This window comes from Pseudomonas sp. G7(2022) (genome assembly GCF_052660475.1).
Map to the genome: position 1 here is coordinate 4,660,082 of NZ_CP109659.1, position 26,016 is coordinate 4,686,097.

Annotated in this window: 23 protein-coding genes; 9 read left to right on the top strand and 14 right to left on the bottom strand. The window is 60.1% G+C overall.

Translation table 11 applies throughout. From position 1 onward, the window contains the following. Nucleotides 1-328 precede the first annotated feature (328 nt). Entirely contained in the window at nt 329-1,327 is a 999-nt protein-coding gene (locus tag NE357_RS21230; protein WP_169431490.1) for an AraC family transcriptional regulator, read from the top strand. A 4-nt stretch (nt 1,328-1,331) separates the two neighbouring features. On the opposite strand, the gene NE357_RS21235 is transcribed toward NE357_RS21230, so the two are convergent. After that, the gene (locus tag NE357_RS21235) at nt 1,332-2,678 is read right to left on the bottom strand and encodes an ATP-binding protein (RefSeq protein WP_169431491.1); all 1,347 of its coding nucleotides are present in this window, start codon (nt 2,676-2,678) and stop codon (nt 1,332-1,334) included. After that, on the bottom strand, nt 2,675-3,352 hold the full coding sequence (locus NE357_RS21240; protein ID WP_169431492.1) for a response regulator transcription factor: 678 nt from the start codon (nt 3,350-3,352) through the stop codon (nt 2,675-2,677). Before NE357_RS21240 ends, NE357_RS21235 begins: the two co-directional genes overlap by 4 nt. 206 nt (nt 3,353-3,558) lie before the next feature. On the opposite strand from NE357_RS21240, the gene NE357_RS21245 reads away from it, so the two are divergent. Beyond that, a complete protein-coding gene (locus NE357_RS21245) occupies nt 3,559-4,350 on the top strand; it encodes a dienelactone hydrolase family protein (RefSeq protein WP_169431493.1) in 792 nt (263 codons plus the stop codon). Between the two features lie 84 nt (nt 4,351-4,434). Continuing rightward, complete coding sequence (locus NE357_RS21250; RefSeq protein WP_212633393.1) at nt 4,435-5,160, top strand: 4'-phosphopantetheinyl transferase family protein; 726 nt, start codon at nt 4,435-4,437, stop codon at nt 5,158-5,160. A gap of 6 nt (nt 5,161-5,166) precedes the next feature. Here the strand turns inward: NE357_RS21250 and NE357_RS21255 are convergent, their stop codons facing one another. Both NE357_RS21255 and NE357_RS21260 read right to left on the bottom strand, forming a co-directional pair. Further along, complete coding sequence (locus NE357_RS21255) at nt 5,167-6,777, bottom strand: ATP-binding protein (RefSeq protein WP_169431495.1); 1,611 nt, start codon at nt 6,775-6,777, stop codon at nt 5,167-5,169. Then, a complete protein-coding gene (locus NE357_RS21260) occupies nt 6,774-7,496 on the bottom strand; it encodes a response regulator (RefSeq protein WP_169431496.1) in 723 nt (240 codons plus the stop codon). Before NE357_RS21260 ends, NE357_RS21255 begins: the two co-directional genes overlap by 4 nt. Nucleotides 7,497-8,230: 734 nt before the next feature. On the opposite strand from NE357_RS21260, the gene NE357_RS21265 reads away from it, so the two are divergent. Further along, complete coding sequence (locus NE357_RS21265) at nt 8,231-11,125, top strand: ribonucleoside-diphosphate reductase subunit alpha (protein WP_085730400.1); 2,895 nt, start codon at nt 8,231-8,233, stop codon at nt 11,123-11,125. A 227-nt stretch (nt 11,126-11,352) separates the two neighbouring features. On the opposite strand, the gene flgE is transcribed toward NE357_RS21265, so the two are convergent. From flgE to NE357_RS21295, 6 genes are all read right to left on the bottom strand, one after another. Beyond that, a complete protein-coding gene (gene flgE / locus NE357_RS21270; protein ID WP_169431497.1) occupies nt 11,353-12,687 on the bottom strand; it encodes a flagellar hook protein FlgE in 1,335 nt (444 codons plus the stop codon). 30 nt (nt 12,688-12,717) lie between these two features. Further along, nucleotides 12,718-13,446 (bottom strand): flagellar hook assembly protein FlgD, encoded by a 729-nt coding sequence (flgD, locus tag NE357_RS21275; RefSeq protein ID WP_169431498.1) that lies wholly within the window; start codon nt 13,444-13,446, stop codon nt 12,718-12,720. A gap of 15 nt (nt 13,447-13,461) precedes the next feature. After that, nucleotides 13,462-13,905, bottom strand: coding sequence for a flagellar basal body rod protein FlgC (gene flgC / locus NE357_RS21280; protein ID WP_054593596.1), 444 nt, complete (start codon nt 13,903-13,905; stop codon nt 13,462-13,464). A gap of 3 nt (nt 13,906-13,908) precedes the next feature. Then, on the bottom strand, nt 13,909-14,316 hold the full coding sequence (gene flgB / locus NE357_RS21285) for a flagellar basal body rod protein FlgB (protein ID WP_169431499.1): 408 nt from the start codon (nt 14,314-14,316) through the stop codon (nt 13,909-13,911). Nucleotides 14,317-14,556: 240 nt separating this feature from the next. After that, the gene (gene cheR, locus NE357_RS21290) at nt 14,557-15,384 is read right to left on the bottom strand and encodes a protein-glutamate O-methyltransferase CheR (protein WP_007960327.1); all 828 of its coding nucleotides are present in this window, start codon (nt 15,382-15,384) and stop codon (nt 14,557-14,559) included. Between the two features lie 47 nt (nt 15,385-15,431). Next, a complete protein-coding gene (locus NE357_RS21295) occupies nt 15,432-16,364 on the bottom strand; it encodes a chemotaxis protein CheV (protein ID WP_065258844.1) in 933 nt (310 codons plus the stop codon). A gap of 82 nt (nt 16,365-16,446) precedes the next feature. Between NE357_RS21295 and flgA the strand changes: the two genes are divergently transcribed. The 4 genes from flgA to NE357_RS21315 all read left to right on the top strand — a co-directional run bounded on the left by flgA (nt 16,447) and on the right by NE357_RS21315 (nt 19,041). Continuing rightward, nucleotides 16,447-17,208, top strand: a complete 762-nt coding sequence (gene flgA, locus NE357_RS21300; protein ID WP_169432683.1) for a flagellar basal body P-ring formation chaperone FlgA — start codon at nt 16,447-16,449, stop codon at nt 17,206-17,208. A gap of 160 nt (nt 17,209-17,368) precedes the next feature. Beyond that, nucleotides 17,369-17,695 carry a flagellar biosynthesis anti-sigma factor FlgM gene (gene flgM, locus NE357_RS21305; protein WP_085711005.1) on the top strand — a complete coding sequence of 109 codons (327 nt, stop codon included), beginning with the start codon at nt 17,369-17,371 and terminating at the stop codon, nt 17,693-17,695. Nucleotides 17,696-17,743: 48 nt separating this feature from the next. After that, the gene (locus tag NE357_RS21310; protein ID WP_169431500.1) at nt 17,744-18,211 is read left to right on the top strand and encodes a flagella synthesis protein FlgN; all 468 of its coding nucleotides are present in this window, start codon (nt 17,744-17,746) and stop codon (nt 18,209-18,211) included. Nucleotides 18,212-18,306: 95 nt separating this feature from the next. Beyond that, nucleotides 18,307-19,041, top strand: a complete 735-nt coding sequence (locus NE357_RS21315) for a flagellar brake protein (protein WP_169431501.1) — start codon at nt 18,307-18,309, stop codon at nt 19,039-19,041. Between the two features lie 76 nt (nt 19,042-19,117). Here the strand turns inward: NE357_RS21315 and NE357_RS21320 are convergent, their stop codons facing one another. From NE357_RS21320 to NE357_RS21335, 4 genes are all read right to left on the bottom strand, one after another. Further along, nucleotides 19,118-20,488, bottom strand: coding sequence for an MFS transporter (locus NE357_RS21320; RefSeq protein ID WP_169431502.1), 1,371 nt, complete (start codon nt 20,486-20,488; stop codon nt 19,118-19,120). A 68-nt stretch (nt 20,489-20,556) separates the two neighbouring features. Then, complete coding sequence (locus NE357_RS21325; RefSeq protein WP_169432684.1) at nt 20,557-21,798, bottom strand: glutamine synthetase family protein; 1,242 nt, start codon at nt 21,796-21,798, stop codon at nt 20,557-20,559. A gap of 219 nt (nt 21,799-22,017) precedes the next feature. Next, nucleotides 22,018-22,710, bottom strand: coding sequence for a sensor histidine kinase (locus NE357_RS21330; protein WP_169431503.1), 693 nt, complete (start codon nt 22,708-22,710; stop codon nt 22,018-22,020). Further along, nucleotides 22,707-24,311: a tetratricopeptide repeat-containing response regulator gene (locus tag NE357_RS21335; RefSeq protein WP_169431504.1), complete on the bottom strand. Its 1,605-nt coding sequence runs from the start codon at nt 24,309-24,311 to the stop codon at nt 22,707-22,709. The genes NE357_RS21330 and NE357_RS21335 overlap by 4 nt, the downstream gene beginning before the upstream one ends. A 222-nt stretch (nt 24,312-24,533) precedes the next feature. Between NE357_RS21335 and NE357_RS21340 the strand changes: the two genes are divergently transcribed. Next, complete coding sequence (locus tag NE357_RS21340; protein ID WP_169431505.1) at nt 24,534-25,913, top strand: lysozyme inhibitor LprI family protein; 1,380 nt, start codon at nt 24,534-24,536, stop codon at nt 25,911-25,913. The last annotated feature ends 103 nt before the right edge of the window (nt 25,914-26,016 follow it).

Below are 26,016 nucleotides of genomic sequence, written 5' to 3' on the forward strand. Positions count from 1 at the left end.
GGCAACATCCATCTGTTGTACGCGACACTTGAATTGCGAACCCTCCTGCACTGGAGGGATTTGTTGTGTCGAACGGCGCTGTTCCGGACCGGCTCGGCGCACGCTTCTGTTGCTCTTATCGCAAACGTCGTGCCACTTTGGTGCAAATCGCTGCAAGCCTTTTGATATCAGGGGATACGGGTTTTTCTGTGTCACCGTTCGGTTACTCAAGTGTGGCGGATTTCCGCCAACTCGCCCGACCTCGTCCTACAATTTGGCGGAAATCCGCCTTGTTACCGATCAAAGGCAGCCGCTACCATCGATCGGCCAGAGGAAGGATCTGCCGCCCATGCGCGAACGCACCATCGCCAGTCACTTTGCCCGCGCCGCCCTCGGTGGCGCGCGGCGCTCGGGTTACGACTATTCGGACCTGCTGCAGCAACTGGGCATCAGCCCCGAACTGCTCGACGAACCGCGCGCGCGGATCGCCCCGGAGCAATTCACTCAACTGATCCAGAACCTGTGGCTGGCCCTGGACGACGAATACCTGGGCTTCGGCAACGCGCCGAGCAAACCCGGCAGCTTCGCCATGATGTGCCACGCCATCATTCATTGCCGCAGCCTGGAAAAGGCTCTGCAACGCGGCTTATTGTTTTATAGCCTATTCCCCGAAGCCCCGCGCCTGACGCTGACCCATGAAGACGAATGGGTACGCCTGAGCCTCGACGATGCGCAATGGTGGGACCCGGATCACTTTCTCAGCGAGAGCCTGCTGGTGATCTGGCACCGCCTCGGCAGCTGGCTGATCGGCCAGCGGATTCGCCTGGAACAGGCCGGTTTCAGCTACCCGAAACCGGCGCACGGGGCTGAATACGATTTGCTGTTCTCCTGCCCGCTGGCGTTTTCCGCCTCCCAGAGCAGCCTGGTGTTTCACAGTCGCTATCTGCACATGCCGCTGCTGCAGGACGAACGCACCCTCAAGCATTTCCTCGAACGCTCCCCCGCCGACCTGCTGTCCCGCCCGGATGACGGCAATAGCCTGAGCAGCCGATTGCGCCGCCTGCTCAGCCATGACAGCGCACGCTGGCCGGACCTCGAAGCGGTGGCCGCGCACCTGCACATCAGCCCGCAAACCCTGCGCCGGCATTTGCGCGAGGAAGGCACCAGTTTTCAGGAATTGAAGGATCAACTGCGGCGGGACATCGCGATTTATCACCTGGGGCGGGCCGATCTGTCGTTGCAACAGATCGCCGAACAGCTCGGGTTTTCCGAACCGTCGGCGTTTCATCGGGCGTTCAAGAAGTGGACGGGGCTGACGCCGGGGGCTTATCGGGCGCAGGAACAGTAGGCGGTCACATCGCCGGGAAATGAATCCTGAACGCCGCCCCGCCCATCGGCGAATCGCCCAATGTCAGTTTCGCGTTGTAGCTCTCGATGATGTCCTTGACCACCGCCAGGCCGATCCCCTGCCCCGGGTGCTGGCGATCCAGACGCTCTCCCCGCTCAAGTATCCGCGCCCGCTGATGCTGCGGAACACCGGGGCCGTCGTCTTCGATGCACAACTCGATCCCGGCCAGGGTTTCGCGCACGCTGATACGCACTTCGCCCAGGCACAGGCGATAGGCATTTTCCAGCAGGTTGCCCATCATCTCCAGCAAGGCGCCCTGCTCGATCGGCACATAGCAGTGCTCCGGCAGGTCGAACGCCACCCGTACGTGTTTATCGCGGTAGACCTTGTCCAGGGTATCGCACAGGCTTTTGAGTACCGGGCGCAAGCGTACCTGATGGCGCACCAGACCACTTTTGCGCAGGCTCGCGCGCTGCAACTGGTAGCTGATTTGCTGACTCATGCGTTCAATCTGGGTTTGCAGCACCCAGGCCTGATCGCGATCTTCGGGACGCTGGGCCATGTCTTCACTGACCCCCTGCAAGACCGCCAGCGGGGTTTTCAGGCTGTGGGCCAGATCGTCGAGGGAGTCGCGGTAACGGCTGCGTTGCTGGCGCTCGCTGTGCAGCAAGCGGTTGAGCGAGCCGGTCAGACGCAACAGCTCACGGGGGTGCTGTTCGGTGAGGCTTTCGCGGGTGCCGCTTTCGATTTCGTCCAGCTCCTGGCTGAGCCGGCGCAACGCCTTGAGGCCCCAGGTCAGGCCGATCCACAGCAACGAAAGCAAGACCAGCAGCGCCGCGCCGAAACCGAGGTAGAGGTTTTCCCGCAGGCCTTCGAGGGTGGTTTCGTACTCACGCACCGGTTGCAGCGCGACGATGCTGAACGCCGCATTCTTGCCACCGAGCAGTTTGACCTCGACGTCGTAGACGAAGAACTCCTGACCGCTGGCTTCGCGAATCCGCGCAAACTCGCTGCCCATCCCGTCGTAACGCGGTTTGTAGTTGATCTGCTCTTCCTGGGTCGCTTTCGAGCGCCAGACCAGATGACCTTCGCGGTCGTAGATGTAGCCGAGCAGACGGAAGTCGGCGAGGTTGAATCGCTCGTCCGGCAACTGCATCGGCATCACCAGCCGACCGTTTTCAATCCGTGCCGCGGAAATCAGTGTGGTGACGTCCGATGCCAGGCGCTGCTCGATGGAATCCTGCAGCGCCAGACTGAACGCCCCTTGCATCGCCGGAAGCAGGGCGAGCATGAACAACACCGCCAACGTCGTGGCGGCCAGCATCAAGCGAACGCGAAGCGAACGGATCAAGTGCAGCGCTCATTGAACAGATAGCCGAGCCCGCGCACCGTGTCGATCGGCTTGAACCCGGCCGTGCCTTCGAGCTTGCGCCGCAGACGCCCGACCAGCACTTCGATCACGTTCGGATCACGCTCGTCGTCGTCCGGGTAGAGCTGCTCCATCAGGCGATCCTTGGGCACCACTTGCTGGTGATGGCGCATCAGGTATTCCAGAATCCGGTATTCGTAGGCGGTCAGGGCCAATGGCTGCTCATCGAGGGTCGCCTGCTTGCGATTGAGGTCGAGCAACAACGGACCGGCGACAATGGTCGACTGGGTAAAGCCGCTGGAACGACGCAACAGCGCATTGAGCCGCGCTTCCAGCTCTTCGAACTGAAACGGCTTGACCAGGTAATCGTCGGCACCGGCAGCCAGGCCTTCGACCTTGTCCTGCCAGTTGCCACGGGCGGTGAGGATCAGGATCGGAAAGCTTTTGCCGTCCTGGCGCAGCTGGCGGATCAGATCGAGCCCGCCCATGCCCGGCAGGCCAAGGTCGATCACCGCCAGGTCAAAATTGAATTGCCCGGTCTGATACAGCGCCTCTTCGGCATTGGCCACGGACTCGACCACGTGACCGCTTTCCGTCAGGCGGGTTTGCAGGTGATGGCGCAACAGCGCTTCATCTTCGACGACCAACAGTTTCATGACACTCTCCCGGGCCAATCAGCATCTGCAACAGCATACCTGCGACAACGGTGTACTGCCGCTTTTGAGGGTTCTGTTCATTTCATCCCTCGCACGTGGCTCAAGATTACTGAACCCGGCCTGTACCTGCCCTGAACGCACCCTGAACCCGGGCGCAATCAAATGAACTAGGCTGTCTTGACCTTTTACTGTCAGGAGACCCGATCATGCGCCTGTTCCTTGCCCTCACCCTGCTCGCCTTCAGCAGCCTCAGCGCGGCGGCGATCAAGACTCAGGAAATACCTTATCAGAGCGCCGATGGCACGAAACTGATCGGTTATTACGCCTATGACGACGCGATCAAGGGCCCTCGTCCCGGCGTGGTAGTGGTCCATGAATGGTGGGGGCTGAATGACTACGCCAAGCGCCGCGCCCGGGATCTCGCCGGGCTCGGCTACAGCGCGCTGGCTATCGACATGTACGGTGACGGCAAGAACACCGAGCACCCGAAAGATGCGATGGCGTTCATGCAGGCGGCCACGCAGAACGCCGATGCTGCCAGCAAACGCTTCGAGGCCGGCCTCGACCTGCTGAAGAAGCAGCCACAGACCGACACCGGCAAGCTGGCCGCCATCGGTTACTGCTTCGGTGGAGGCGTGGTGTTGAATGCGGCGCGCCAGGGGGTGCCATTGGCCGGCGTAGTGAGTTTCCACGGCGCACTGGCCACCAAGACCCCGGCGACACCGGGCAGCGTTAAGTCGAAGATCCTCGTCGAGCACGGCGCACTGGACAGCATGGTGACTGCCGACAACGTCACGGCGTTCAAGTCTGAAATGGACAAGGCCGGCGCCGACTATCAATTCGTCAGCCTCGACGGCGCCAAGCATGGCTTCACCAACCCCGACGCGGATCGCCTGAGCCATGGCGATCACGGTGGCCCGGATATCGGTTACAACAAGGCCGCGGATGAAAAGTCCTGGGCGGACATGCAGGCCTTCTTCAAGAAAATCTTTGGCTGAGCCCACTCGTTCCCGCGCCCTGCGCGGGAACGTTCCACACCTGCGCACTATCCAGCCTCAAAGCAACCCGGCAAAATGCCCGCCATGAATTCCAGCCCTCTCCTCCCCGCTTGCTGCACCCCGCTCGATGCCCACTGGCCATTGCCGATCGTGCTGCCGGACACCGTGCTGCTGAGCACCCACTTCGACCCGTCACAACTGCTCGGCGATGACTTCCGCCGCAGTGCCATCGAACCGCCGCCGAGTATCCAGCGTTCGGTGGCCAAGCGTCAGGCGGAGTTTCTGGCAGGGCGGATTTGCGCCCGGGCCGCGCTGCAACAACTGGAAGGTTCAAGCAATGTTCCGGCGATTGGCGAGGATCGCGCACCGGTGTGGCCGGCACACATCTGCGGCTCGATCACCCACAGCACCGGCCGGGCGGCGGCGATTGTCGCCAACAAGCAACACTGGCGCGGGCTGGGCATGGACCTGGAAAACCTGCTCAACGCCGAACGGGCCGAGCGGCTGGCCGGAGAAATTCTCACCCCGCCAGAAATGCAGCGCATGGCCGCCGGCGCCCGCGATCAACTGGCGCTGTGGGTGACCCTGACGTTTTCGGTGAAGGAAAGCCTCTTCAAGGCGCTGTACCCGATTGTCCAGAAGCGTTTCTATTTCGAGCACGCCGAAATGCTCGAATGGACCGAACAGGGTCAGGTACGGCTGCGACTGCTGACGGACCTGTCTAGCGAATGGTGCAACGGGACCGAACTGGACGCACAGTTCGGGGTACACGACGGGCAGTTGTTGAGTCTGGTCAGCATCCAGGCTTGAGCACCTTCAGCGTCGCTCCTGATTTCGCGGCCAGCTCAGGCTGAAACACGCCCCGCCCAGACTCTTGCTCTTGCCGATCAGCGCCCGGCCGTCATGCCAGTGGATGATCCGCCGCACGATCGACAGCCCCAACCCGTGCCCACCGGACGCCCGGGTACGGCTGTCGTCCAGCCGCAGAAACGGCGTGAAGATTTTCTCCCAGGCACTTTCCGGCACACCGGGACCGTCGTCCTCGACATCCACCCGGCAACGCATCTGTCCGACCTGATAACTCACCGTGACCTTCGAGCGCGCATGGCGCATGGCGTTGCTCACCAGATTCTGCAAGGCACGGTGCAGGAAGCGCGGTTCGGCCTCGACCCAGGCGCCATCACAATCGGCCGCCGACAGGCACAGACCGCGCTGCACGATGACATCCGCACGTAACGGCGCCAGTTCCTCGATCACCTGATTGACCAGCGCATCGAGGTCCAGACGCTGGAACGTCAAGGCCGGCGAGCCCTGCTCCAGCCGCGCATAGGTGAGCATTTCGTCCACCAGCTTATCGAGGTCCTCGATATCGTGGTCCATGCCTTCACGGTATTTCTCCAGGGCCTGCGGGGTGGTGGCCGAGCCGATCATTTCCAGACCGAACCGCAGGCGCGCCACCGGCGTGCGCAACTCATGGGACACCGCGCGCACCAGCTCACGCTGGATCGCCAGCAATTGCTGCAGATGCTCGGCCATGCCGTTGAACGCGGCCGCCAGTTTTCCCACCGAGTCGGCACCGCGCGCCGGCACGCGAGTTTCCAGGCTGCCCTTGGCGATACGCGTGGCCGCCGCTTCGAGACCACGCAAGCGCCGTTCGAGCTGACGCACCAGTAAATAGACGATGAGACCGATCAGGGTCAGACCCAATGCCGCAATCAGCACCAGCCATTGCGGCGGGTACGGATTCATCTGATAGAGCGGGCCGATTTCCAGCACCCACGGCGTGCCGACCATCCCGGCGAACACACGGATCGAATCACCGCCCTTGCCCAGCGCCATCACCGTATCGCCCTCCGATACACGACGGCTCTGGTCTTCGTCCATGTCGGCTTCGTCCACGGTGACCAGTCGCAGGTCGAAGCCGAACCCTTTCTCTTCCTTTAATTGCGCCAGGCGTCTGGGTTGTTCACCCACCGGCACCCGCACCAGTTCATCGGCCAGCAGGTAGATCGTCGCCCGGGCCAGTTGCTCGCTGATCTGCTGCACCTCGCCCACCAGCACAAGCTGCTCCTTGTCGCTGACCATCCGGTAGACCTTTGCCGCGTGCGGCCCGGTCTGTTCGACCAGTGCCTGGCCGCGCTGCACGCGGGTGCGCTGGGTGAGATCGAGATCGGTCTGGGCAAAGGTTTTCAATGCCAGCGGAATTCCCAGCAGCCGCTCCCAGACCAGCAAGGCACGGTGACGCTCGGTCTCGTTCATCGGCTGCAGGTTGTCCGCCATCAGGGAAAACGTGCCGTGGGCCAGGCGCTCGCGGTATTGCTCGCTGCGCACCTGATTGAGCAGGTGCAGCGCCAGTACGCCGAGCACCGCCACCAGAATCAGCGCCGCGCACATGCCGCCGTAGATGCGCAGGAAGATCGAGTTCACAGTGGCAGTTCTACGCAGGCTTCAGGCACGAACAGATAGCCTTTGCTGCGCACGGTCTTGATCAGGCGCGGGTGATCGGGGTCGTCGCCGATCTTCGGGCGGATGCGCGAGATGCGCACATCGATCGAGCGGTCCTGGCCGTCGTAACCGATGCCGCGCAGCGCGGTGAAGATTTCTTCCCGCGACAGAATCCTTCCGGCGTTGGATACCAGCAGCCACAACAGGTCGAATTCGGCGCTGGTCAACTCGATGCCGCTGTCGCTCAGCCAGGCTTCGCGCAAGGCGTTGTCGACCACCAAAGGGCCGAACTGCAGACGACGAGGTTTGCCCGACGCCGGCTCCGGTGCGTCACTGCGTCGCAACAACGCCTGGATACGCGCCAGCAACAGCCGCGGACGCACCGGTTTGCACACATAATCATCGGCGCCGATGTCGAGGCCGAGGATCTGGTCGGCATCGTCGGTGCGCGCGGTCAGCATGAGGATCGGTCCGTCGTACTGGTCGCGCACCTTGCGGCAGATGCTCAGGCCGTCTTCGCCGGGGAGCATCAGGTCGAGGATCACCAGATCCGGCTGTTCCTTGATGATCCGCGCCGCCGCGTGGGCTCCGTTGCCCTCGATCTCCACATGCAATCCGTTGGCTTGCAGGTATTCGCGGGTCAGTTCGGCCAGACGCTGGTCGTCCTCGACTATCAATACCTGCCAGGCTTCATGCTCCACGGGTGACCTCTGCTTGCCGATGCTGCTTATAAAGGAAGGATCCTCCCGTCTTTTTGTCATCTTTAAGGAGGATAAGAATGCGTGCGCACGGGCCGATTGTATAAACGGCGTACAGCCAGAACACAAGTCGGTAAATGCGTTCGGACAAGGCGGATTTTTGTGATAGGGTTCGCGCCCTTAAAAATCCGCTGAAGCGTTTTTCCCGACTGAAAAACAGTGACAAACGGTCTAGCTCAGCAGGTTCACGGCCTACAAAGGTTTTCCCTGTTTCGCACACAATTTACGCACAGGGTTATCCACAGGCTGTCCATTGCAATCGCCCCCCAAAACGCATTATCTTGTAGCCCGCGCTCAAAAAAACCCTACATATAGGGTTTGACGCAAAAAACCAAACACAAACCGGACAGTGAATTCAAGGCTTTTTATTGCCATTGTCGGGTTGAACCAAACGTATTTTGAGAAGCCCAAACCGCGCCTGCGGATGGCTACCGTTTTTCAGCCGATCACGGCGTAAACGGTACGGGTGTTGCAGTTCCAAACTGCTCCCCGAAAGGAATGCGGTTTCACGCGTATCGCGCGAACCGAAGACTTCGGCATGGAAGCGGCGCCCACAAGGCCCCCTTCCTGAACTGTCCCGAAGTCGTTACCCGGCGCTGGCCGGTCGTAGTGCTTCAGGACGGAACGGTGGGCACCGTGATGGTGCCCAAACAAACATAGAGAACGTGGAGACACCCATGCAAACCGACACAACTCGCGAGAACCCGCAGGGCACCTTGCCGCAGGCCGCCGATTCGAATTCGGATCTGGCTGCCACCGCGCCTGGTCAACTGCGCGTGATCAAGCGTAATGGCACTGTCGTTCCTTACACCGATGACAAGATCACCGTCGCTATCACCAAAGCGTTTCTCGCAGTTGAGGGCGGCACCGCTGCCGCTTCGTCGCGAATCCACGACACCGTTGCCCGCCTGACCGAACAGGTCACCGCGACCTTCAAGCGTCGCATGCCGTCGGGCGGCACCATCCACATCGAAGAAATCCAGGACCAGGTCGAACTGGCCCTGATGCGTGCCGGCGAGCAGAAAGTGGCTCGCGACTACGTGATCTACCGCGATGCCCGCTCCAAAGAGCGCGCCACCCGCACCACCGCCGATGCTCCGGTTCAGGCGCACCCGTCGATCCGCATCACCCGCGCCGACGGCAGCCTCGCGCCACTGGACATGGGCCGCCTGAACACCATCGTGACCGAGGCCTGCGAAGGTCTGGCCGAAGTCGACGGCGACCTGATCCAGCGCGAAACCCTGAAGAACCTGTACGACGGCGTGGCCCTGAACGACGTCAACACTGCGCTGGTAATGACCGCGCGCACCCTGGTCGAGCGCGAGCCGAACTACTCGTTCGTGACCGCCCGTCTGCTGATGGACACCCTGCGCGCCGAAGGCCTGGGCTTCCTGGGCGTGGCCGAGAGCGCCACTCACCACGAGATGGCCGACCTCTACGCCAAGGCGCTGCCGGCCTACGTTGCCAAAGGTATCGAATTCGAACTGCTGAACCCTGTGCTGGCCTCCTTCGACCTGGAAAAACTGGGCAAGGCGATCAACCACGAGCGCGACCAGCAATTCACCTACCTGGGCCTGCAGACCCTGTACGACCGTTACTTCATCCACAAGGATGGCGTGCGCTTCGAACTGCCGCAGATCTTCTTCATGCGCGTGGCCATGGGCCTGGCGATCGAAGAGAAGCAGAAAGAAGACCGTGCGATCGAGTTCTACAACCTGCTGTCGTCCTTCGACTACATGGCATCGACTCCGACCCTGTTCAACGCCGGTACCCTGCGTCCACAGCTGTCGAGCTGCTACCTGACCACCGTGCCGGATGACCTGTCGGGCATCTACCACGCGATCCACGACAACGCCATGCTGTCGAAATTCGCCGGCGGCCTGGGCAACGACTGGACGCCGGTTCGTGCACTGGGTTCGTACATCAAGGGCACCAACGGCAAGTCGCAAGGCGTGGTTCCGTTCCTGAAAGTGGTGAACGACACCGCCGTCGCCGTCAACCAGGGTGGCAAGCGCAAAGGCGCTGTGTGTGCCTACCTGGAAACCTGGCACATGGACATCGAAGAGTTCATCGAGCTGCGCAAGAACACCGGTGATGATCGTCGTCGTACCCACGACATGAACACCGCCAACTGGATCCCTGACCTGTTCATGAAGCGTGTCTTCGATGACGGCAAGTGGACCCTGTTCTCGCCATCCGAAGTACCGGACCTGCACGACCTGACCGGCAAGGCCTTCGAAGAGCGCTACGAGTACTACGAAGCCCTGACCGAGTACCCGGGCAAGATCAAGCTGTTCAAGACCATCCAGGCCAAAGACCTGTGGCGCAAGATGCTGTCGATGCTGTTCGAAACCGGCCACCCATGGCTGACCTTCAAGGACCCGTGCAACCTGCGCAGCCCGCAGCAGCACGTCGGCGTCGTTCACAGCTCGAACCTGTGCACCGAGATCACCTTGAACACCAACAAGGACGAGATCGCGGTCTGCAACCTGGGCTCGATCAACCTGCCGAACCACATCGTCGACGGCAAGCTGGACACCGCCAAGCTCAAGCGCACCATCGACGTCGCCGTGCGCATGCTCGACAACGTGATCGACATCAACTACTACTCGGTACCGCAGGCGAAGAACTCCAACTTCCGCCACCGTCCGGTCGGCCTGGGCATCATGGGCTTCCAGGACGCGCTGTACCTGCAGCACATCCCTTACGGTTCCGACGCTGCTGTCGAGTTCGCCGACAAGTCGATGGAAGCGGTCAGCTACTACGCGATCCAGGCTTCCTGCGACCTGGCTGACGAGCGCGGCTCGTACGAGACGTTCCAGGGTTCGCTGTGGTCCAAAGGCGTTCTGCCGCTGGATTCGCAACAGATCCTGATCGAAGCACGTGGCCAGAAGTACATCGACGTCGACCTGACCGAGTCCCTGGACTGGGCACCGGTTCGCGCCCGTGTACAGAAAGGCATCCGTAACTCGAACATCATGGCCATCGCACCGACCGCGACCATCGCCAACATCACCGGCGTCTCGCAGTCGATCGAACCGACCTACCAGAACCTGTATGTGAAATCGAACCTGTCGGGCGAATTCACCGTGATCAACCCGTACCTGGTTCGCGACCTGAAGGCTCGCGGTCTGTGGGACTCGGTCATGATCAACGACCTGAAGTACTACGACGGTTCGGTTCAGCAGATCGAGCGCATCCCGCAGGAACTCAAAGAGCTCTACGCGACCGCGTTCGAAGTGGACACCAAGTGGATCGTTGACGCCGCCAGCCGTCGTCAGAAGTGGATCGACCAGGCCCAGTCGCTGAACCTGTACATCGCTGGTGCATCGGGCAAGAAACTCGATGTGACCTACCGCATGGCCTGGTACCGTGGTCTGAAAACCACCTACTACCTCCGTGCCCTGGCCGCGACCAGCACCGAGAAGTCGACCATCAACACCGGCAAGCTGAACGCTGTTTCCAGCGGCGGCAACCACGGTGACGATTCGGTCCTGGCAGCGCCTGCCGGCCCTGCTCCAGTGCCGAAGGCGTGCGCCATCGACGAGCCGGATTGCGAAGCTTGCCAGTAAGCTGAGCTGAATCGGGCGTTGCGAAACGCCCGATTCGAGAAGCCCCCGACAGACCTCCGGTTTGTCGGGGGTTTTCTTTTGCCCGCAAGAAAAAGCCCCAGCCCGGCCCTGCCAGGGAGAACGAGGAACGACCGAGTCGCCCGTTCAAGTGATACCGATAGCCACCCGATACCCGGACACAAAAAAGCCCCTCAAAGAGGGGCTCCTTGTACAGCCAGAAACCGGAATCAGGTCATCTGAATGATGGTCTGCATGATGGTGCTCTGGGTGGAAATGGTCTTGGCGTTCGCCTGATAGTTGCTCTGGCCCTTGATCAGGTCCACCAGCTCGTTGGTCAGGTTGACGTTCGACTCTTCCAGCGAGTTGGATACCACCTCACCCAACGTACCGGTTTTCGGCGCGTCGTAGCCCGGGATACCCGAAGCGTAGGTTTCTTTCCAACTGGTGCCGCCGATCGCCTGAAGGCCCTGCTCGTTGGTGAAACTGGCCAGTGCGACCTGGCCGATGGCCTTGCTCTGGTTGTTGCTGAAGTTGGCGAACAGCGTGCCGGTACCGTCGATGGTCAGGTTGGTGATCTGGCCGGTGGCGTAGCCATCCTGAGTCGGGATCGAACGGGCGGTGTCAGCGTTGTACTGAGTGGTCTTGGCCATGGAAATGGTCACGCCATTCGGGTTGGCGGCCGCGCCGTTCGGCGTAAAGGTGCCGTTGGTCACGGTGCCTGGCTTCCAGTTTCTCAGGACCAGATCACTGCTGATGATCGGGGTCCCCGGGTTCGCCGGGTCAGGCGTGCTGATCTGAGTCAGTTTGCCACTCGAGTCAAACGTCATGGTGGATGCGACTGGCGGGGTGGTTTTCGGATCGCTGCCGGTAGCATCCGGGTTACGACCGTCCACCAGGGTGTATACCTTCCAGATGTTGTCACCGGTTTTCACCACGTACTGATCCATGACGTGCGAGTTGCCCTGGCTGTCATAGATCGGGGTGCTGAATTGCTTGGTGTAAGTCTCGATCTTGGTCGGATCGAACACGACAGCACTGGCGCCGGTATCAATGATCTTCGGCGCGGACGAGTCCAGGTTGATCGTCGACGTCACCAGCGAAGTGGACTTCGGCGCCAGGTTCGAGGTGTCGATCTTGAGGTCGGTCAGTACGCCGTTGAGGATCTTGCCGTTGGAATCCACACCGTAACCTTGCAGGCGCGAGGTGTAGTCGGTGTTGGTGATGTAGCCGTTGTTATCAACTTTGAACGTACCGGCACGGGTGTAGGAAATCGAGCCGTTGTTGCTCATGGTGAAGAAGCCGGAGCCGTTGATGCCCATGTCCAGCACGTTGCCGGTGTTGTTGATGTCACCCTGGGTGAACTGCTGGGAAACGTTGGCCAGGCGCACACCGTTACCGATGACCTTGCTGCCGCTGCCCAGACGAGTCGACGAATATACGTCTTCGAATTCCGCGCGGGAGGATTTGAAACCGGCGGTCGCGACGTTGGCGATGTTGTTGCCGGTCACGTCCAGTTGTTTGTTGGCTGCATAGAGACCGCTAAGGCCGATATTGAAAGACATATTCCACTCCTTTGTGCCGGTTAGTCGGCTCTATATACCAATGGTTTGTACTTTGGACAGAGCAACGGTGCCCTTGCCGGACAGGTTGAGCATCAGCTCACCGCCGGTCTGGCTGATGGTCACGCTGGTGACCGTGGCTGGCAGGTAGGTCGCCAGGTCGGTCGCGGTGCCATTGATCGAGGCGTTGGCCTTGACGGTGTAGTTACCGGTTTTCACCAGGTTGCCGTCCTTGTCCTTGCCGTCCCATGTGAAGCTCGCGGCACCTGCGGCGCGACTGCCCAGATCGATGGTGCGAATCGCCGTGCCACTGCTGTCGGTGATGGTGACGGTGCCGCCGGCAATCGACGACGGGACGGTGACCGAACCGGTCATGCCTTTGCTCGGATCGTCCAGTTGAACCGTGTTGGTCTGCACGATCACATTACGGCCGACCAGCGACGACGCCTGCAACGCTTGCGAGGAGTTGTAGTTGCCGGCCAGCGAACTGACGGTACTGTTGAGGGTAGTGATGCCCTCGAGGCTGCTGAACTGCGCCAACTGCGCAACGAATGCACTGTTGTCCTGCGGGTCGAGCGGGTTCTGGTTCTTCAGCTGGGTCACCAGCAGTTGCAGAAACGCATCCTTGCCCAGGGCCTGGCCGCCGGTCGCACTGTTGGTGGCCGAAGCAATGCCGCCGGTGGTGGTGCTACTGGTCTTCTTCGAAGAGTTGGCCAGTATGTCCTTCATCGTCAGGCTGCTGGTGGTATCGGTAACGCTCATGGCAGTCGCCCCTTATTACTGACCGAGGGTCAGTACCTTCTGCATCATGGTTTTGGCGGTGTTCATCATTTCGGCGTTGGTCTGGAACGACCGGCTCGCGGAAATCATGTCAGCCATTTCTTCCACCACGTTGACGTTCGGGTAGTAGACGTAGCCCTTGGCGTCGGCTGCCGGATGATTCGGCTCGTAGCGCGCTTCGAGGTTGCTCTGGTCTTCGACCACGCCCAGGACCTGCACGCCTTGACCTGCCGCGTCCTGGTTCTGGAACAGCGAATTGCTGCCACCGCTCTGACCACCCTGGAACATGGTGGCGAATACCGGGTGACGGGCACGGTAGGTCTGGTCGATGCTCGACGAGACGGTCTCGGCGTTGGCGATGTTCGAGGCCACGGTGTTCAAACGCGTGGTCTGGGCGCTCATGCCGCTGCCGGCAATGTTGAAAACGCTGGACAGGGACATGGATTACTCTCCGCGCAGGGCTGACACCAGCCCTTTGAATTTGCTGTTGAGCAGCGTGAAGCTGGCCTGGAAGCCGACGGCGTTTTGCGCGTAGTTCGACTGTTCCAGTTGGGCATCCACGGTGTTCTGGTCGATCGACGGCTGCATCGGCGTGCGATACATCAGCGACTCGTCGCCATTGCCCAGGCCCTCAGCCTCAATGTGACGGCTGTTGGTCATGTTCAGGGCGATGGTGCCATTGGCGTTCTTCTGGCTCTGTGCTTCGAGCACTTTGGAGAAGTCCAGATCCCGAGCCTTGTAGTTCGGGGTGTCGGCGTTGGCGATGTTGTTGGCCAGCACTTCGGCACGCTGGGCGCGGAAGCCCAGAGCCTTTTCGTGAATGCCGAGCGCTTTATCGAAGCTGATGCTCATGTCGGGAACCTTCAGGTGACCGGATTTTTCGTAACAGGGTTATAGCAAGCGTCGTGCCAGCTTTAGAAAGCCCCGGATTACGGGGCTTTGCACTGAACAGACGACGCGGCAATGCCAGAAAAGCGGCAACCGGTTTCCGCCGGCTGCCGCTTTTCTGCCGCCTGCCGCCACCGGCAAAACCTTCAGGCATAAAAAAACGGAAGCCCTGAGGACTCCCGTTTCTTGTGTTGCCGGTCTTGATCACTTCGCCTGGTAGATGATTCCCGGGCTGCACTGGACCATCTGGTAATGATCCGGCAAACCGTTCAGCGCTTCGGAAGCGCCAAGGAACAGATAGCCGCCCGGCTTCAGCGTGCTGTGAATGCGCAACAGGATGTCTTTCTTCACCTCGGCGGAGAAGTAGATCAGCACGTTGCGGCAGAACACGATGTCGAACTTGCCCAGGCTTGCGTAGCTGTCGAGCAGGTTGAACGAGCGGAATTCCACCCGGTTCTTGATCGGCGCCTTGATCACCCAGCGTCCGGGCCCTTTCGGGTCGAAGTAGCGCTGCAGACGATCGGCGGACAAGCCGCGACCGATCGCCAGGCTGTCGTACTCGCCGGTCTTGCAGTTGGTCAGCATGCTGCCGGACAGATCGGTGGCGACGATCTGCACGCCCATCTTCAACTGACCGATGTTGGTCCGCTCGAACTCGTCGATCGACATCGACAGCGAATAGGGTTCCTGACCCGACGAGCAGGCCGCCGACCAGATCCGCAGACGCTGGTTGGGAGCCGCCTTGATTGCCTCGGGCAGCACCTTGTTCTTCAAGACTTCAAACGGATAGGTGTCGCGAAACCACAGGGTTTCGTTGGTCGTCATGGCATCGACCACCTGCTCGCGCAAACCGCTGCGCGGCTGTGTCTGGATGCGCTGTACCAGCTCACCCAGGGACTTGATGCCTTGCTGCTCCATCAGTTTGTTGAGACGGCTCGACACCAGGTACTGCTTGTTTTCACCGAGCAAAATGCCACAGGCTTTTTCCAGGAAGACCCGGAACTGTTCGAAATCCAAATTACCCGTAGACAAATGATGCCGCCTCTTAAATCGTGTTGAACGCCAGGGGCAAAAGGCCCCTAGCTGATATCTGCTGCTTTGATCCGGTCGACTACCCGGGATGCCAGGTCATCAGGACGGAATTTGGCCAGGAAGTCATCGGCACCGACCTTCTTGACCATCGCCTGGTTGAACACACCCGACAACGAAGTATGCAGGATGATATGAAGCTTTTGCATGCGAGGATCGCCGCGGATTTCCGCCGTCAGGGTGTACCCGTCCATCTCCGGCATTTCGATGTCGGAAATCATCATCAGGAACTCTTCTTCCGGCTTCTTGCCCTCATCGACCAGCTTGCGCAGGTAATCCAGCGCCTGCTTGCCGTCGTTCAACGCCACCACTTCGACACCGACCGTCTGCAGGCAACGCGTCACCTGCTTGCGCGCCACCGACGAGTCATCGACCGTCAGTACCCGCAGCGACAGCGCCTTGCTCTGGGTCTCGACATCCACCACGCCGACCGAAATCGCTTCCGGTGTCGGTGCGACTTCCGCCAGCACCTTTTCGACGTCGATGATTTCGACTAACTGATTGTCCACCCGAGTCACAGCGGTCAGGTAATGATCGCGACCGGTCCCCTTGGGTGGCGGATGGATCTCTTCCCAGTTCATGTTGACGATACGTTCCACCGAGCGCACCAGGAAACCCTGGGTCTTGGTGTTGTATTCCGTGATGATCACGAACGGACTGTTCTTGTCTTTCAACGCCCCGGAGCCGGTCGCCATTGCCAGATCAAGGATCGGAATGGTCGCCCCCCGGATATTCGCCACCCCGCACACGACAGGACTGGACTTGGGCATCAGCGTCAGTTGCGGGCATTGCAGCACTTCCCGAACCTTGAACACGTTGATCCCGTAGAGCTGCTGGCCGTCGAGACGGAACAACAGCAGCTCCAGGCGATTCTGCCCTACCAGTTGCGTGCGCTGGTTCACCGAATCCATTACACCAGCCATGCCCAGACTCCTACACCAACGCCAAGTGTTGTTGCGACGCACATTCATTGCTAAACGGCACGGCGCTTGCTTTTTAACTCGTATGAACATTCAAACGACATTTTTCCGACGCCTGACATCCCCTATCCGCAGAGGACTTTGCGCGGCGTCCGCCGTTTGCCTGTTTTTTGCGGGCAGCCCTGCCAGTGCTGATGCGGTTACCTTGCCTGACATGCTTATCGGCGTCACTCAGGGCTTTCTTGAATTCACCGTAGAAGACTATCTGGCTACCAGTCAAACGGAAGGCCGTTACGAAATCGAGGTCAAGCAGCTCGATCCGCGCATGCGCATGCCTATGTGCGACAAGGAATTGACAGCCTCCCTGGAGAGTCCGGGGCGTCCTTTGGGTCGTGTGACCGTCAAGGTCCGCTGTGAAGGCGCGTCTCCCTGGACAGTGTTCGTGCCCGCTCAAGTCCGCCTGTTTCGCGAGGTCGTGACCACCACTCGCCCCCTCAAGCGCGCGGGGATAATCGAGCCTCAGGACGTGACGCTGCGCGAGCATGACGTCAGCCAGATCAATCAGGGTTTCCTGACGTCGGTAGACGAAGCCATCGGGCAAAAACTGACCCGACCAACGGTCGCCGACCAGGTGCTGACCCTGGTGCACATGGAACAGGCAGAAGTCGTTCGCAAAGGCGATCAGGTGGTGATTACTGCCCGCAGCGGCACGCTCGCCGTGCGCATGCCCGGAGAAGCCCTGTCCAACGGCGGCCTGAAAGAACAGATTCGCGTGAAAAACCTCAACTCCCAGCGGGTCATCAAGGCGCAGGTCATGGCGCCGGGCCAGGTGGAAGTGGCCATGTAAAACAGGCAAGGAGAAAACTGGCGCCGACCCCGGCTGTTCCCTAAACTGTGCCGCAGCAGGATCTGTGCGGCGCATGCAGGCTCATTGGTAAAAGAGCCTAAAGTTTTCCAGGGGATGGCCGAGAACATGGCAAGCGTCCAAATTCCCAGAGGTTTTTAACATGGTCATCGATTTCAGCCGTTTGAACAGCTCCTCGTCACTTACGGGCAGTACACGTACCAGCGCGCCCAAGGAAACCGCCGAAACCGGCACTTCCGCGCCGCTGAATACCCCGGCCGAACAGGCCAGTACCGCAAAAAGCGGGGAATCGGTACACCTCAGCAATGAGGCTCAACAGTTGCAGAAGGTCACTGACAAGCTGCGCGATCAGCCTGCAGTCGACAAAGCCCGCGTGGCCGAGTTGAAAGCAGCGATTGCCGATGGCAGCTATAAAGTCGACAGCAACCGTGTAGCCAGCAAACTGCTCAACTTCGAAGCCCAGCGCTAGGCCTCGGCCTGCGCCAGGCTTTTGGACGCTTAAAACCCAAGGCCAGCCATGCACGACACTAATTTATTGCAACTGATCACCGACGACTTTGCTCCAGCTCAACAACTGCTGGAGTTACTGCATACCGAGTCCCTCGCCTTGCACGGTCGCGACATGCCACTGCTGGAAGAAATTCTGGCACGCAAACAGGCATTGATCATTCTGCTCGAACAGCATGGCCGCAAACGCAGCGAAATCCTCGCCAGTCTCAACCTGTCGCTCGACCGCCAGGGTCTCGAACAACTGGCCAGCCAGTCGAGCATCGGCGAGCAATTGCTGAGCCAGAGCGATGTACTGACCGACCTGATCGCCCAGTGCCAGGCGGCCAACGCCAGAAACGGCCAATCGATCGTGATGCAGCAGGCCGCCACGGCCAATCAGCTGAAAATCCTTACCGGCGGCGAGCCTCCTGCGCTCTACGACGCCAGCGGCACCTTCTCCAAACTGCAGAAACCGCGCGCGCTCAGTCAGGCGTGATTCTTTCTTCTATTCTTGCGCCCTATCAACGCGCGATACATGCTGGCAAAATACTGGCCAGCCGTAGTCAAATTTTGTCTGGAGATTGATTTAACGTGTCCAATGATGACGCTCCGCAGCCCCCAAAGGTGCTTACCACGCCCCTGGAGATCTCCAGCAATCTGCGCCAGCTGCAAGAGAGCCACGATCCGCTGATCATCACCTTCCACGAACGCAGCCAGCGCTTCCAGAGCTACCTGATCAAGGTCGACCGGGAAAACGCCAGCATTGCCCTGGACGAAATGATCCCGCGCGATGGCGAGCGCTTCCTGCTCGCCGGCGAGCCGTTCAAGGTCGAAGGCTTTCATGACGGCGTGCGCATTGCCTGGGAATGCAACGGCACGCTGAACATCGAAGAATCCAGTGGCGATCGCTTCTACACCGGCGACCTGCCCACCGAAGTGGTTTATCACCAGCGCCGCAATGCCTTCCGCGCAGCCCTGAAGCTGACCGATCTGGTTAGCGTCGAACTGGGTGGCGAAAAGCTCAAGGCACCGATCGGCGGCAAACTGCTGGATATCTCTGCCACCGGCTGCAAGCTGCGCTTCGAAGGCGACATCACCGACCGCCTGCAACTGGGCCAGGTCTACGATCGCCTGATCGCCGCGCCGCTGTTCGGCAACCAACCGACCTCGGTCGAGCTGCGTTACCTGCACTTCGAAGAAAAACTCAACATCACCTTCGCCGGCCTGCGCTTTCACAACATCAGCGGCCCGGCAGCGCGCAACGTCGAGCGTTTCGTCTATCAGTTACAACGTGAAGCACGGCGCTTCGACAAAGACGATCTCTGATTCGTACGCGCCATAAAAAAACGGGCAGTCGCTTGCAGCGACTGCCCGTTTTTTTATGCCCGATGTTTTTTCAGCATCAAGGCCTGGCACCACTGATGTCCGGGGCCGGGCTGTCGTTGCCGGTCTCGGGCGCCACAGGCGATTCAGGCTCGGTGACGGGCTCAGGTGCTGGCTCCGGCGCAACCGTAGTCTGCATCTGCTCCTGCACCACTTGCTCGTCGACCCGTGGATCGAGCGCCGCCACCAGCGGCGAACTGGACATACTGTCCGGCATCGCCACATGATGCAGCGGTGCGTCGTCGACCTGATGCAGATTGGTCACGGCTTTCGGCCGGATGCGCCATACCAGCACCAGCGCGAAAAAGGTGAAGAACGCATACAGGCTCTGACTACCGAACATTTTCATCAGCACCCCGGCGAGCAACGGCCCGATACTGGCGCCAACCCCGTAGGTCACCAGCAGCATCGCCGTCAGCGACACGCGTCGATCCCCTTCGACATGGTCGTTGGAAAACGCCACGGCCAGCGGGTACAGGCAGAACTGCACCAGCGAGCACAGGAAGCCGACGACGAACAAGATCTCCAGCGGCACCTGCGGCATGATCGCCAACGGCAGAGAAGCCACCGCCAGAAACCCGGCAAAGCAGCGAATCAGCAAGGCCCGGTCATAACGATCAGAGAGCCAGCCCAGTGGCCACTGCACCAACAACCCGGCAAAAATGCACGTACCCATGAACAGACCGACCTGCTCGGTCGATAGCCCCTGCTGCGACGCATACAGCGGTGCCAGACCGTAGAACGAGCCGATGATCAGACCGGCACCGAGCACCGTACTCAATGACTGCGGCACACGCTTGATGAAGAAGCGCGGCTCCATCGGTGCCGGGTGCAACGGCGCCGGGTGAATCCGCCGGGTCAGTGCCACCGGCACCAGACACAGGGCAAAACACAGGGCGACCAGCATCAGCAGTTCCAGACCCAGCCCCGGGTGCATGACCAGAATCAGCTGACCAAGCACCAGCCCCAGATACGAAGCAATCATGTAGCCGCTGAACACCACCCCGCGCTGGTTCGCGTCGGCCTGCTCGTTCAGCCAGCTCTCGATCACCATGTATTGGCACATCATGCCGAGGCCGACGATCGTCCGCAGCACCAGCCAGGCCGGCAGCCAGTCCACCAGACCATGACCGAGCACCGCCGCGCCGACGATCCCTGCACACGCGGAGTACGCACGAATATGTCCGACCCGGGCGATCAGGCGGTGACCGATCTTGCCACCCAGCACCAGACCGAAATAGTTGGCCGCCATCAGCGCACCGACCCACAGTCCGTCGACATGGTCGGCTGCCAGGCGCAAGGCCAGATAAGTAGAAAGAAGGCCCGAGCCGATCAACATCATCAGCGAGGCGAAATACAGCGCTCGAAAGGATTTCCAGATTTGGCGCATCGGCGTTCCGAGCGGCTCCTTGCGGTGAGTGTCGGGCTATCGAACGATAGCCCGATGACGACATTTCGTCAGGCCTGGGCTGCCAGAACGCGCCGTTCCCAGGGAGTGATCTCATCAAAGAAACTGGTCAGCTCCATGGTCTTCGAAGCGATGTAGCCTTCGATGAACTCGTTGCCGAACAGTTCCCGGGCCAACTGGCTGCGCTTCAAACGCTCGAGCGCAGCGTGCAGGGTGCACGGCAGCGAAAGATTGTCCGGCACTTCGAATTCACCCTGAATCGGCGCGCTCGGTTCCAGCTCATGCTCGATACCGTGCAGACCGGCCGCCAGACTCGCGGCAATCGCCAGATAAGGGTTGGCATCGGCACCCGGCAAACGGTTCTCGACCCGACGCGCAACCGGCGAACTGGCCGGAATACGCAGGCCGGCAGCGCGGTTGTCGTGGGACCAGCAGGCATTGTTCGGCGATGCAAACGGATGGCAAAGACGCTGGTACGAATTGACGTTCGGCGCAAACAGTGCGGTGAAGTCAGCCATGCCTGCCTGCTGCCCGCCGATGAAATGGCGGAACATCGCGGTCGGCTGACCGTCGGCGTCGCTGAACACATTCTTGCCACTGCCAATCTCGACGATGCTCTGGTGAATGTGCATCGAACTGCCCGGCGTGTGCGCCAGCGGCTTGGCCATGCAGACCACGGTCAGGCCATGCTTGAGCGCAACTTCCTTGAGCAGGTGCTTGAACAGGAAGGTCTGGTCGGCCAGCAACAGCGGATCGCCGTGCAGCAAGTTGATCTCGAACTGGCTGACGCCCATTTCGTGCATGAAGGTATCGCGAGGCAGGCCGAGGGCCGCCATGCATTTGTAGACTTCACTGAAGAACGGTCGCAGACCGTTGTTGGAGCTGACGCTGAACGCCGAGTGACCGTCCTCGCGACGACCGTCGAGACCGACTGGCGGCTGGAACGGCTGGTTCGGATCGGTGTTCGGTGCGAACACGAAGAACTCAAGCTCGGTCGCCACCACCGGAGCCAGGCCACGGGCCGCATAACGGGCGATGACTTTCTTGAGCTGGCCACGGGTCGACAGGTTGGAGCTCTCGCCGCTCAGCTCGTCGGCATCACAGATGGCCAGAGCGCGCGGCTCCTGACTCCACGGCAGGGGATGGATCTGCGCCGGATCGGCCACCAGCGCCAGGTCGCCGTCATCGCTGCCGTAGAACCGCGCAGCGGGATAACCGCCCATGATGCATTGCAGCAGCACCCCCCGGGCCATCTGCAAACGCCGCCCTTCGAGGAAACCCTCGGCGGTCATTACCTTGCCTCGTGGTACGCCGTTCAAATCCGGCGTGACACATTCAATCTCATCAATGCCCGTCAATCGCTGCGCGAGTGAACGCTGGCCATCGGTTGTCATGACGCAATCCTTGTTATTGTGCGAGCCGCGAACGGCGACCCGGACAAAATAGGCTTCGCCTGTTCGGAATTTCAAGCAGCGGCCAACAAAAAGACGTCAGTACGGCGAATCTGTGCTTCAGGGCAAGTAAATACTGAACACGCCACCGCCCAACGGCCCGCCATTGCGAAGCTCGGTTCGACCACCGACACCGTTGCGCTGGTGCAGCGCGGCAATGCGTCCGGCGAAGTACAGACCCAGCCCGGTACTGCCACTGCTGTGATTGATGCCCTGCACATAATCGGCCTGGCGCTCGAGCATCTCGACCGGGTAACCATCGCCGTCATCGTTGATGCTCAACACCAGTTGCCCGGCCTCGTCGCTGACCGTGATCAACAGCGATTCACGGGCATGGCGGATCGCGTTGTTGATGCAGTTGCCCAGCACCGAGGCGATCAGCTCACGGTCGAAGAAACCCAGAGGGCTCAGCGGATCGACTTCGTAAGTGGCGATGATGCCGCGACTGGCGAAAACCTCTTGATGAGCCGCCAGTTGCGCCTCGATGAAATCGTCCAGCTCGTGATACGCCGGCTGCAACGGCATCTGGTTGACCCCAAGCTTGTACAGCCCGAGCAACTGCACCAGCATGCCGTTGAGGTGTGCGAACTCGAAGTCGATCACGCCCTGCTCCGGCACCTTGCGCTGGTCCTCGGGCAGATGCGCCAGCCATCGGCTGTGGGCCTGCATCAGCATGGCCAGGGAGTTCTTCATATCGTGCACGGTGGAGGCAATCACCGTAGAAAAATCCAGTGCCTGATCGTCTTCATTCATTCGCCAAACGCCTTGCTTTTCAGCTTCTGATAACGCGGATAACGCGCGTCGGTGTCGGGCATCAGGCCGACCATTTTCAGGCAGGCCCGACATTCTTCCAGCTCCGCCGACGGCACACTGGTATCGGTGCCATGCAGCAGCGACTGCGCCATGTTCAGCGCGATGCTGATGTTCTTCGGTTGCATCTTCAGCGCCTTGCGGAACACCTCGCGGGCCTCCACCAGGTTGCCGGTCTTGTACACGCGCACGCCCTGACGGTTGAGGTCGGCGGCAGCGTTGCTGGAACTGAGAATAGTCGGGTCGTCGGTGAGCTTGGCGATGTCTTTCATCACCGTCGGGTCATCGCCGTAGATTTCCGCGCAACTCTTGAGCATCGACGTGCCCGCTTCGGCCTGGCCGAGCATCTGCAATTGCTTGGCAACGAGCAACGCGGCCTCGGGACTCATGAACTGCTCCATGCCGTCGAGGCGCAACAGTGCTTGCTCAGTGAGCTTCTCGGCGGTCTCGGCGTCGTTGAGCAGCAGACTGGTGGCCTTCATCAGACGCGCGCGAATCTGCAGACCCGGATCGCTCGGGTTTTCCTTGGCCACGGCACTGAGGGTGGTGTTGATCTCCAGCCGCGTGCGAGTATCGAGGCCCTTCTCGCTGCCCTTGCTGATCAGAGCGTGGGCCAGACCCAGGTTACTTTCCGGATCCTTGAATCGCGACTGCGCACCCTGCGCCACCGCCTGACGGTAAGCCTTCGAGGCCGTGTCAAAATCTTCGTTGGTCATTGCCAGCTTGCCAAGCAGCGCCTGCCGGCGCACCGCCAGCGGCGACAGGCGAATCGCTTCTTCCAGCACCTTCTGCGCTCCCTTGGTATCACCCTCGGCCACCAACACATCGGCCATGCCGTCGTACAGCGCCGGCATCATCGGGAATACTTTCAGGGCTTTTTCATACACGCCTTTGGCCTGGGCCACCTGACCACGCTTGAACAACAACTTGCCCAGCCCGGCAAAAGCCCACGGCAACGGCCGGTCAGCGATGATGCTGTCATACAGCCGCTCCAGCGCTTCGTTCTGATTCATGTCGCGCAGGGCATCGGCGCGGTAACGCAGGCACAACGGCGAATAGCGGATGTCCTGCTTGCACAGGGCGATACAGGCGTTAAGCACCTCCACCGGCTTGCCACGGTCAAGGGCTTGCAGAATCGGCTTGAGCAGGGTCTTGCGCTGCTCCAGACGCTCCAGGCGCTGGGCCAGACCGATCCGGTTGAACGGCTTGGTCAGATATGCGTCCGGCTCGTGCTCAAGAGCACTGAGCACCATCGCCTGACTGGTTTCGGCAGTGACCATCACGAACACCGCTTCGTGACTGATCAGCTTCTCCATCATCAGGTCTTCCAGCACCTGCTGGCCGTTTTTCTTGCCGTCACCGAGGTGAAAGTCCTGAAGGATGAAATCGTAGGACTTCTGCGCACACATTTTCAGCGCCTGCTCACCGGTGTCGGCGGTGTCCACGTCCTTGACGCCCAACTCGCGCAACATCGAGCGAACGGAACTGCGGAAATCCGAGAAATCATCGACGATCAGAAAACTCTTTTGGTGATACGACAACATCGAGGATTTCCAGGCAATTGAAGAGAATGGACCGAGGGCACATTTCAGGCGCGCAGATGATAGCTGGCGGCCAAATGCTATCAAGCAATTTCGTGCGACTCTGAAGGCACCGAACGGGTTATCGGCCGGATCAATGGTTCTCTTGAAGCGGGGGTTCAAGATTCGTTGTACAGCGATTACCCTGCGCGCCTGCTCCCACCCTCCTACTTCAAGGTTTTCATCGTGTACATCAAAGGACGCTACATCGTGTCGGCCTGCGCACTGCTGTTTTTCCAGCAGGCACTGGCGAGTGGAATGGACTGCACAAAGGCTGTGAGTGTTGTGGAAACCACCATTTGTGCGAACAAGCCTCTGTATGAGCTGGATGCGCAGATGGCCTCGATTTATGGACGGTTAATCAGGGCTATTGCGCCGGGACAGGCCGGGATCAAGACTGCCCAGCGCGAGTGGCTGAAGACAAGGGAAGCGTGCGGCGAAGATGTGGATTGCCTGAATCGGAGCTATTCACATCGCATAGAAGGATTGCATGCGCAGTGGATCGACGCCGTCGCCTATCAACCTGACGACACCGACAAACAGGTCATGCAAGATCTGCAACAACGCATTCGCGCCGCGACCAAGGTCAAACCGGAGTTCGCCCTGGAACGGGCGCTGGGTTCTCTCACGATCAGCAAGGGTCAAACCTCATTCGATGGCGATCCAAATGATGACCCGTCCGAGGATCACACACTGTTTCCCAAAACCATTCCCAAGGGTGTCACACAGGATGAATGGAAGGCGCTGACCGCATCAGGACTCGAAGCAGATGCAGAGCAAGGTCGGGCCAGTTACACACTTGTGGATCTGGACGGTGACGGTCAACGCGACTTACTCATTGCAACCTACACCGGCGGCACCGGCCTGTTCACGTTCTATGAAACCTTTCGCCGTGATGGAAAGCGGTTTACTCGCCGATTGACGCCTTATGATCCTGAATCAGGCGCTGGCAGCTCGTTGTTTTCCGTTAGTGAACGCGGAGCCGAACAATCGGCAAGCTGGATCAAGTCTCACGGGAGAACGTATCTCGCCTTCCGCAATGGCTCATACGGTGTTGATGAGCTGTACTTGATCAATCCCCTGAAGATCAATCGTCAGATACCAACAATTACGGTTCGGTACGACTACCAACTGACCGTGCCCCACAACCAAAACCGCGAGAACGACAATACCGCCTACAAGCTTCAACCAGGTTTGCAAAAGACGCTCAGCCAAGCGTTGACCAAATCGAACGCTGGCAAACCACAGCAGCCGAGCGAGCATAAAAGCCCTCTCTGCCCCATTCCTGCATCGGGAGAAGGCGACGATACCTACTACAGCTATGGTGCCGGCTACTACGTAGACGAACCTGTGACCGATATGCCGGTGATCATCGGCAAAGAGTGCTACATCGCAAGATTGATCAATTGGTATGGGCGTTACGGCGATAAAGACGGGCTGTATGCAAAGTTGATGTTGCGCAAGCCTGGGTCGACGGATCCGGAGCAGAGTTACTCGGTCAAAGGACGTCGACATGTGACGCAGGTCAGTTCCGAGATCAGTACTCGCGGAGCCGAGCTTTTCTAGCAGTTGATTCTGCGCCGCCGAGAGCCACAAAAAAGCCCCGCCAGATCACTCTGCGCGGGGCTTTTTAATAGATGGTGTCCCAGGGCAGGTTCGAACTGCCAAC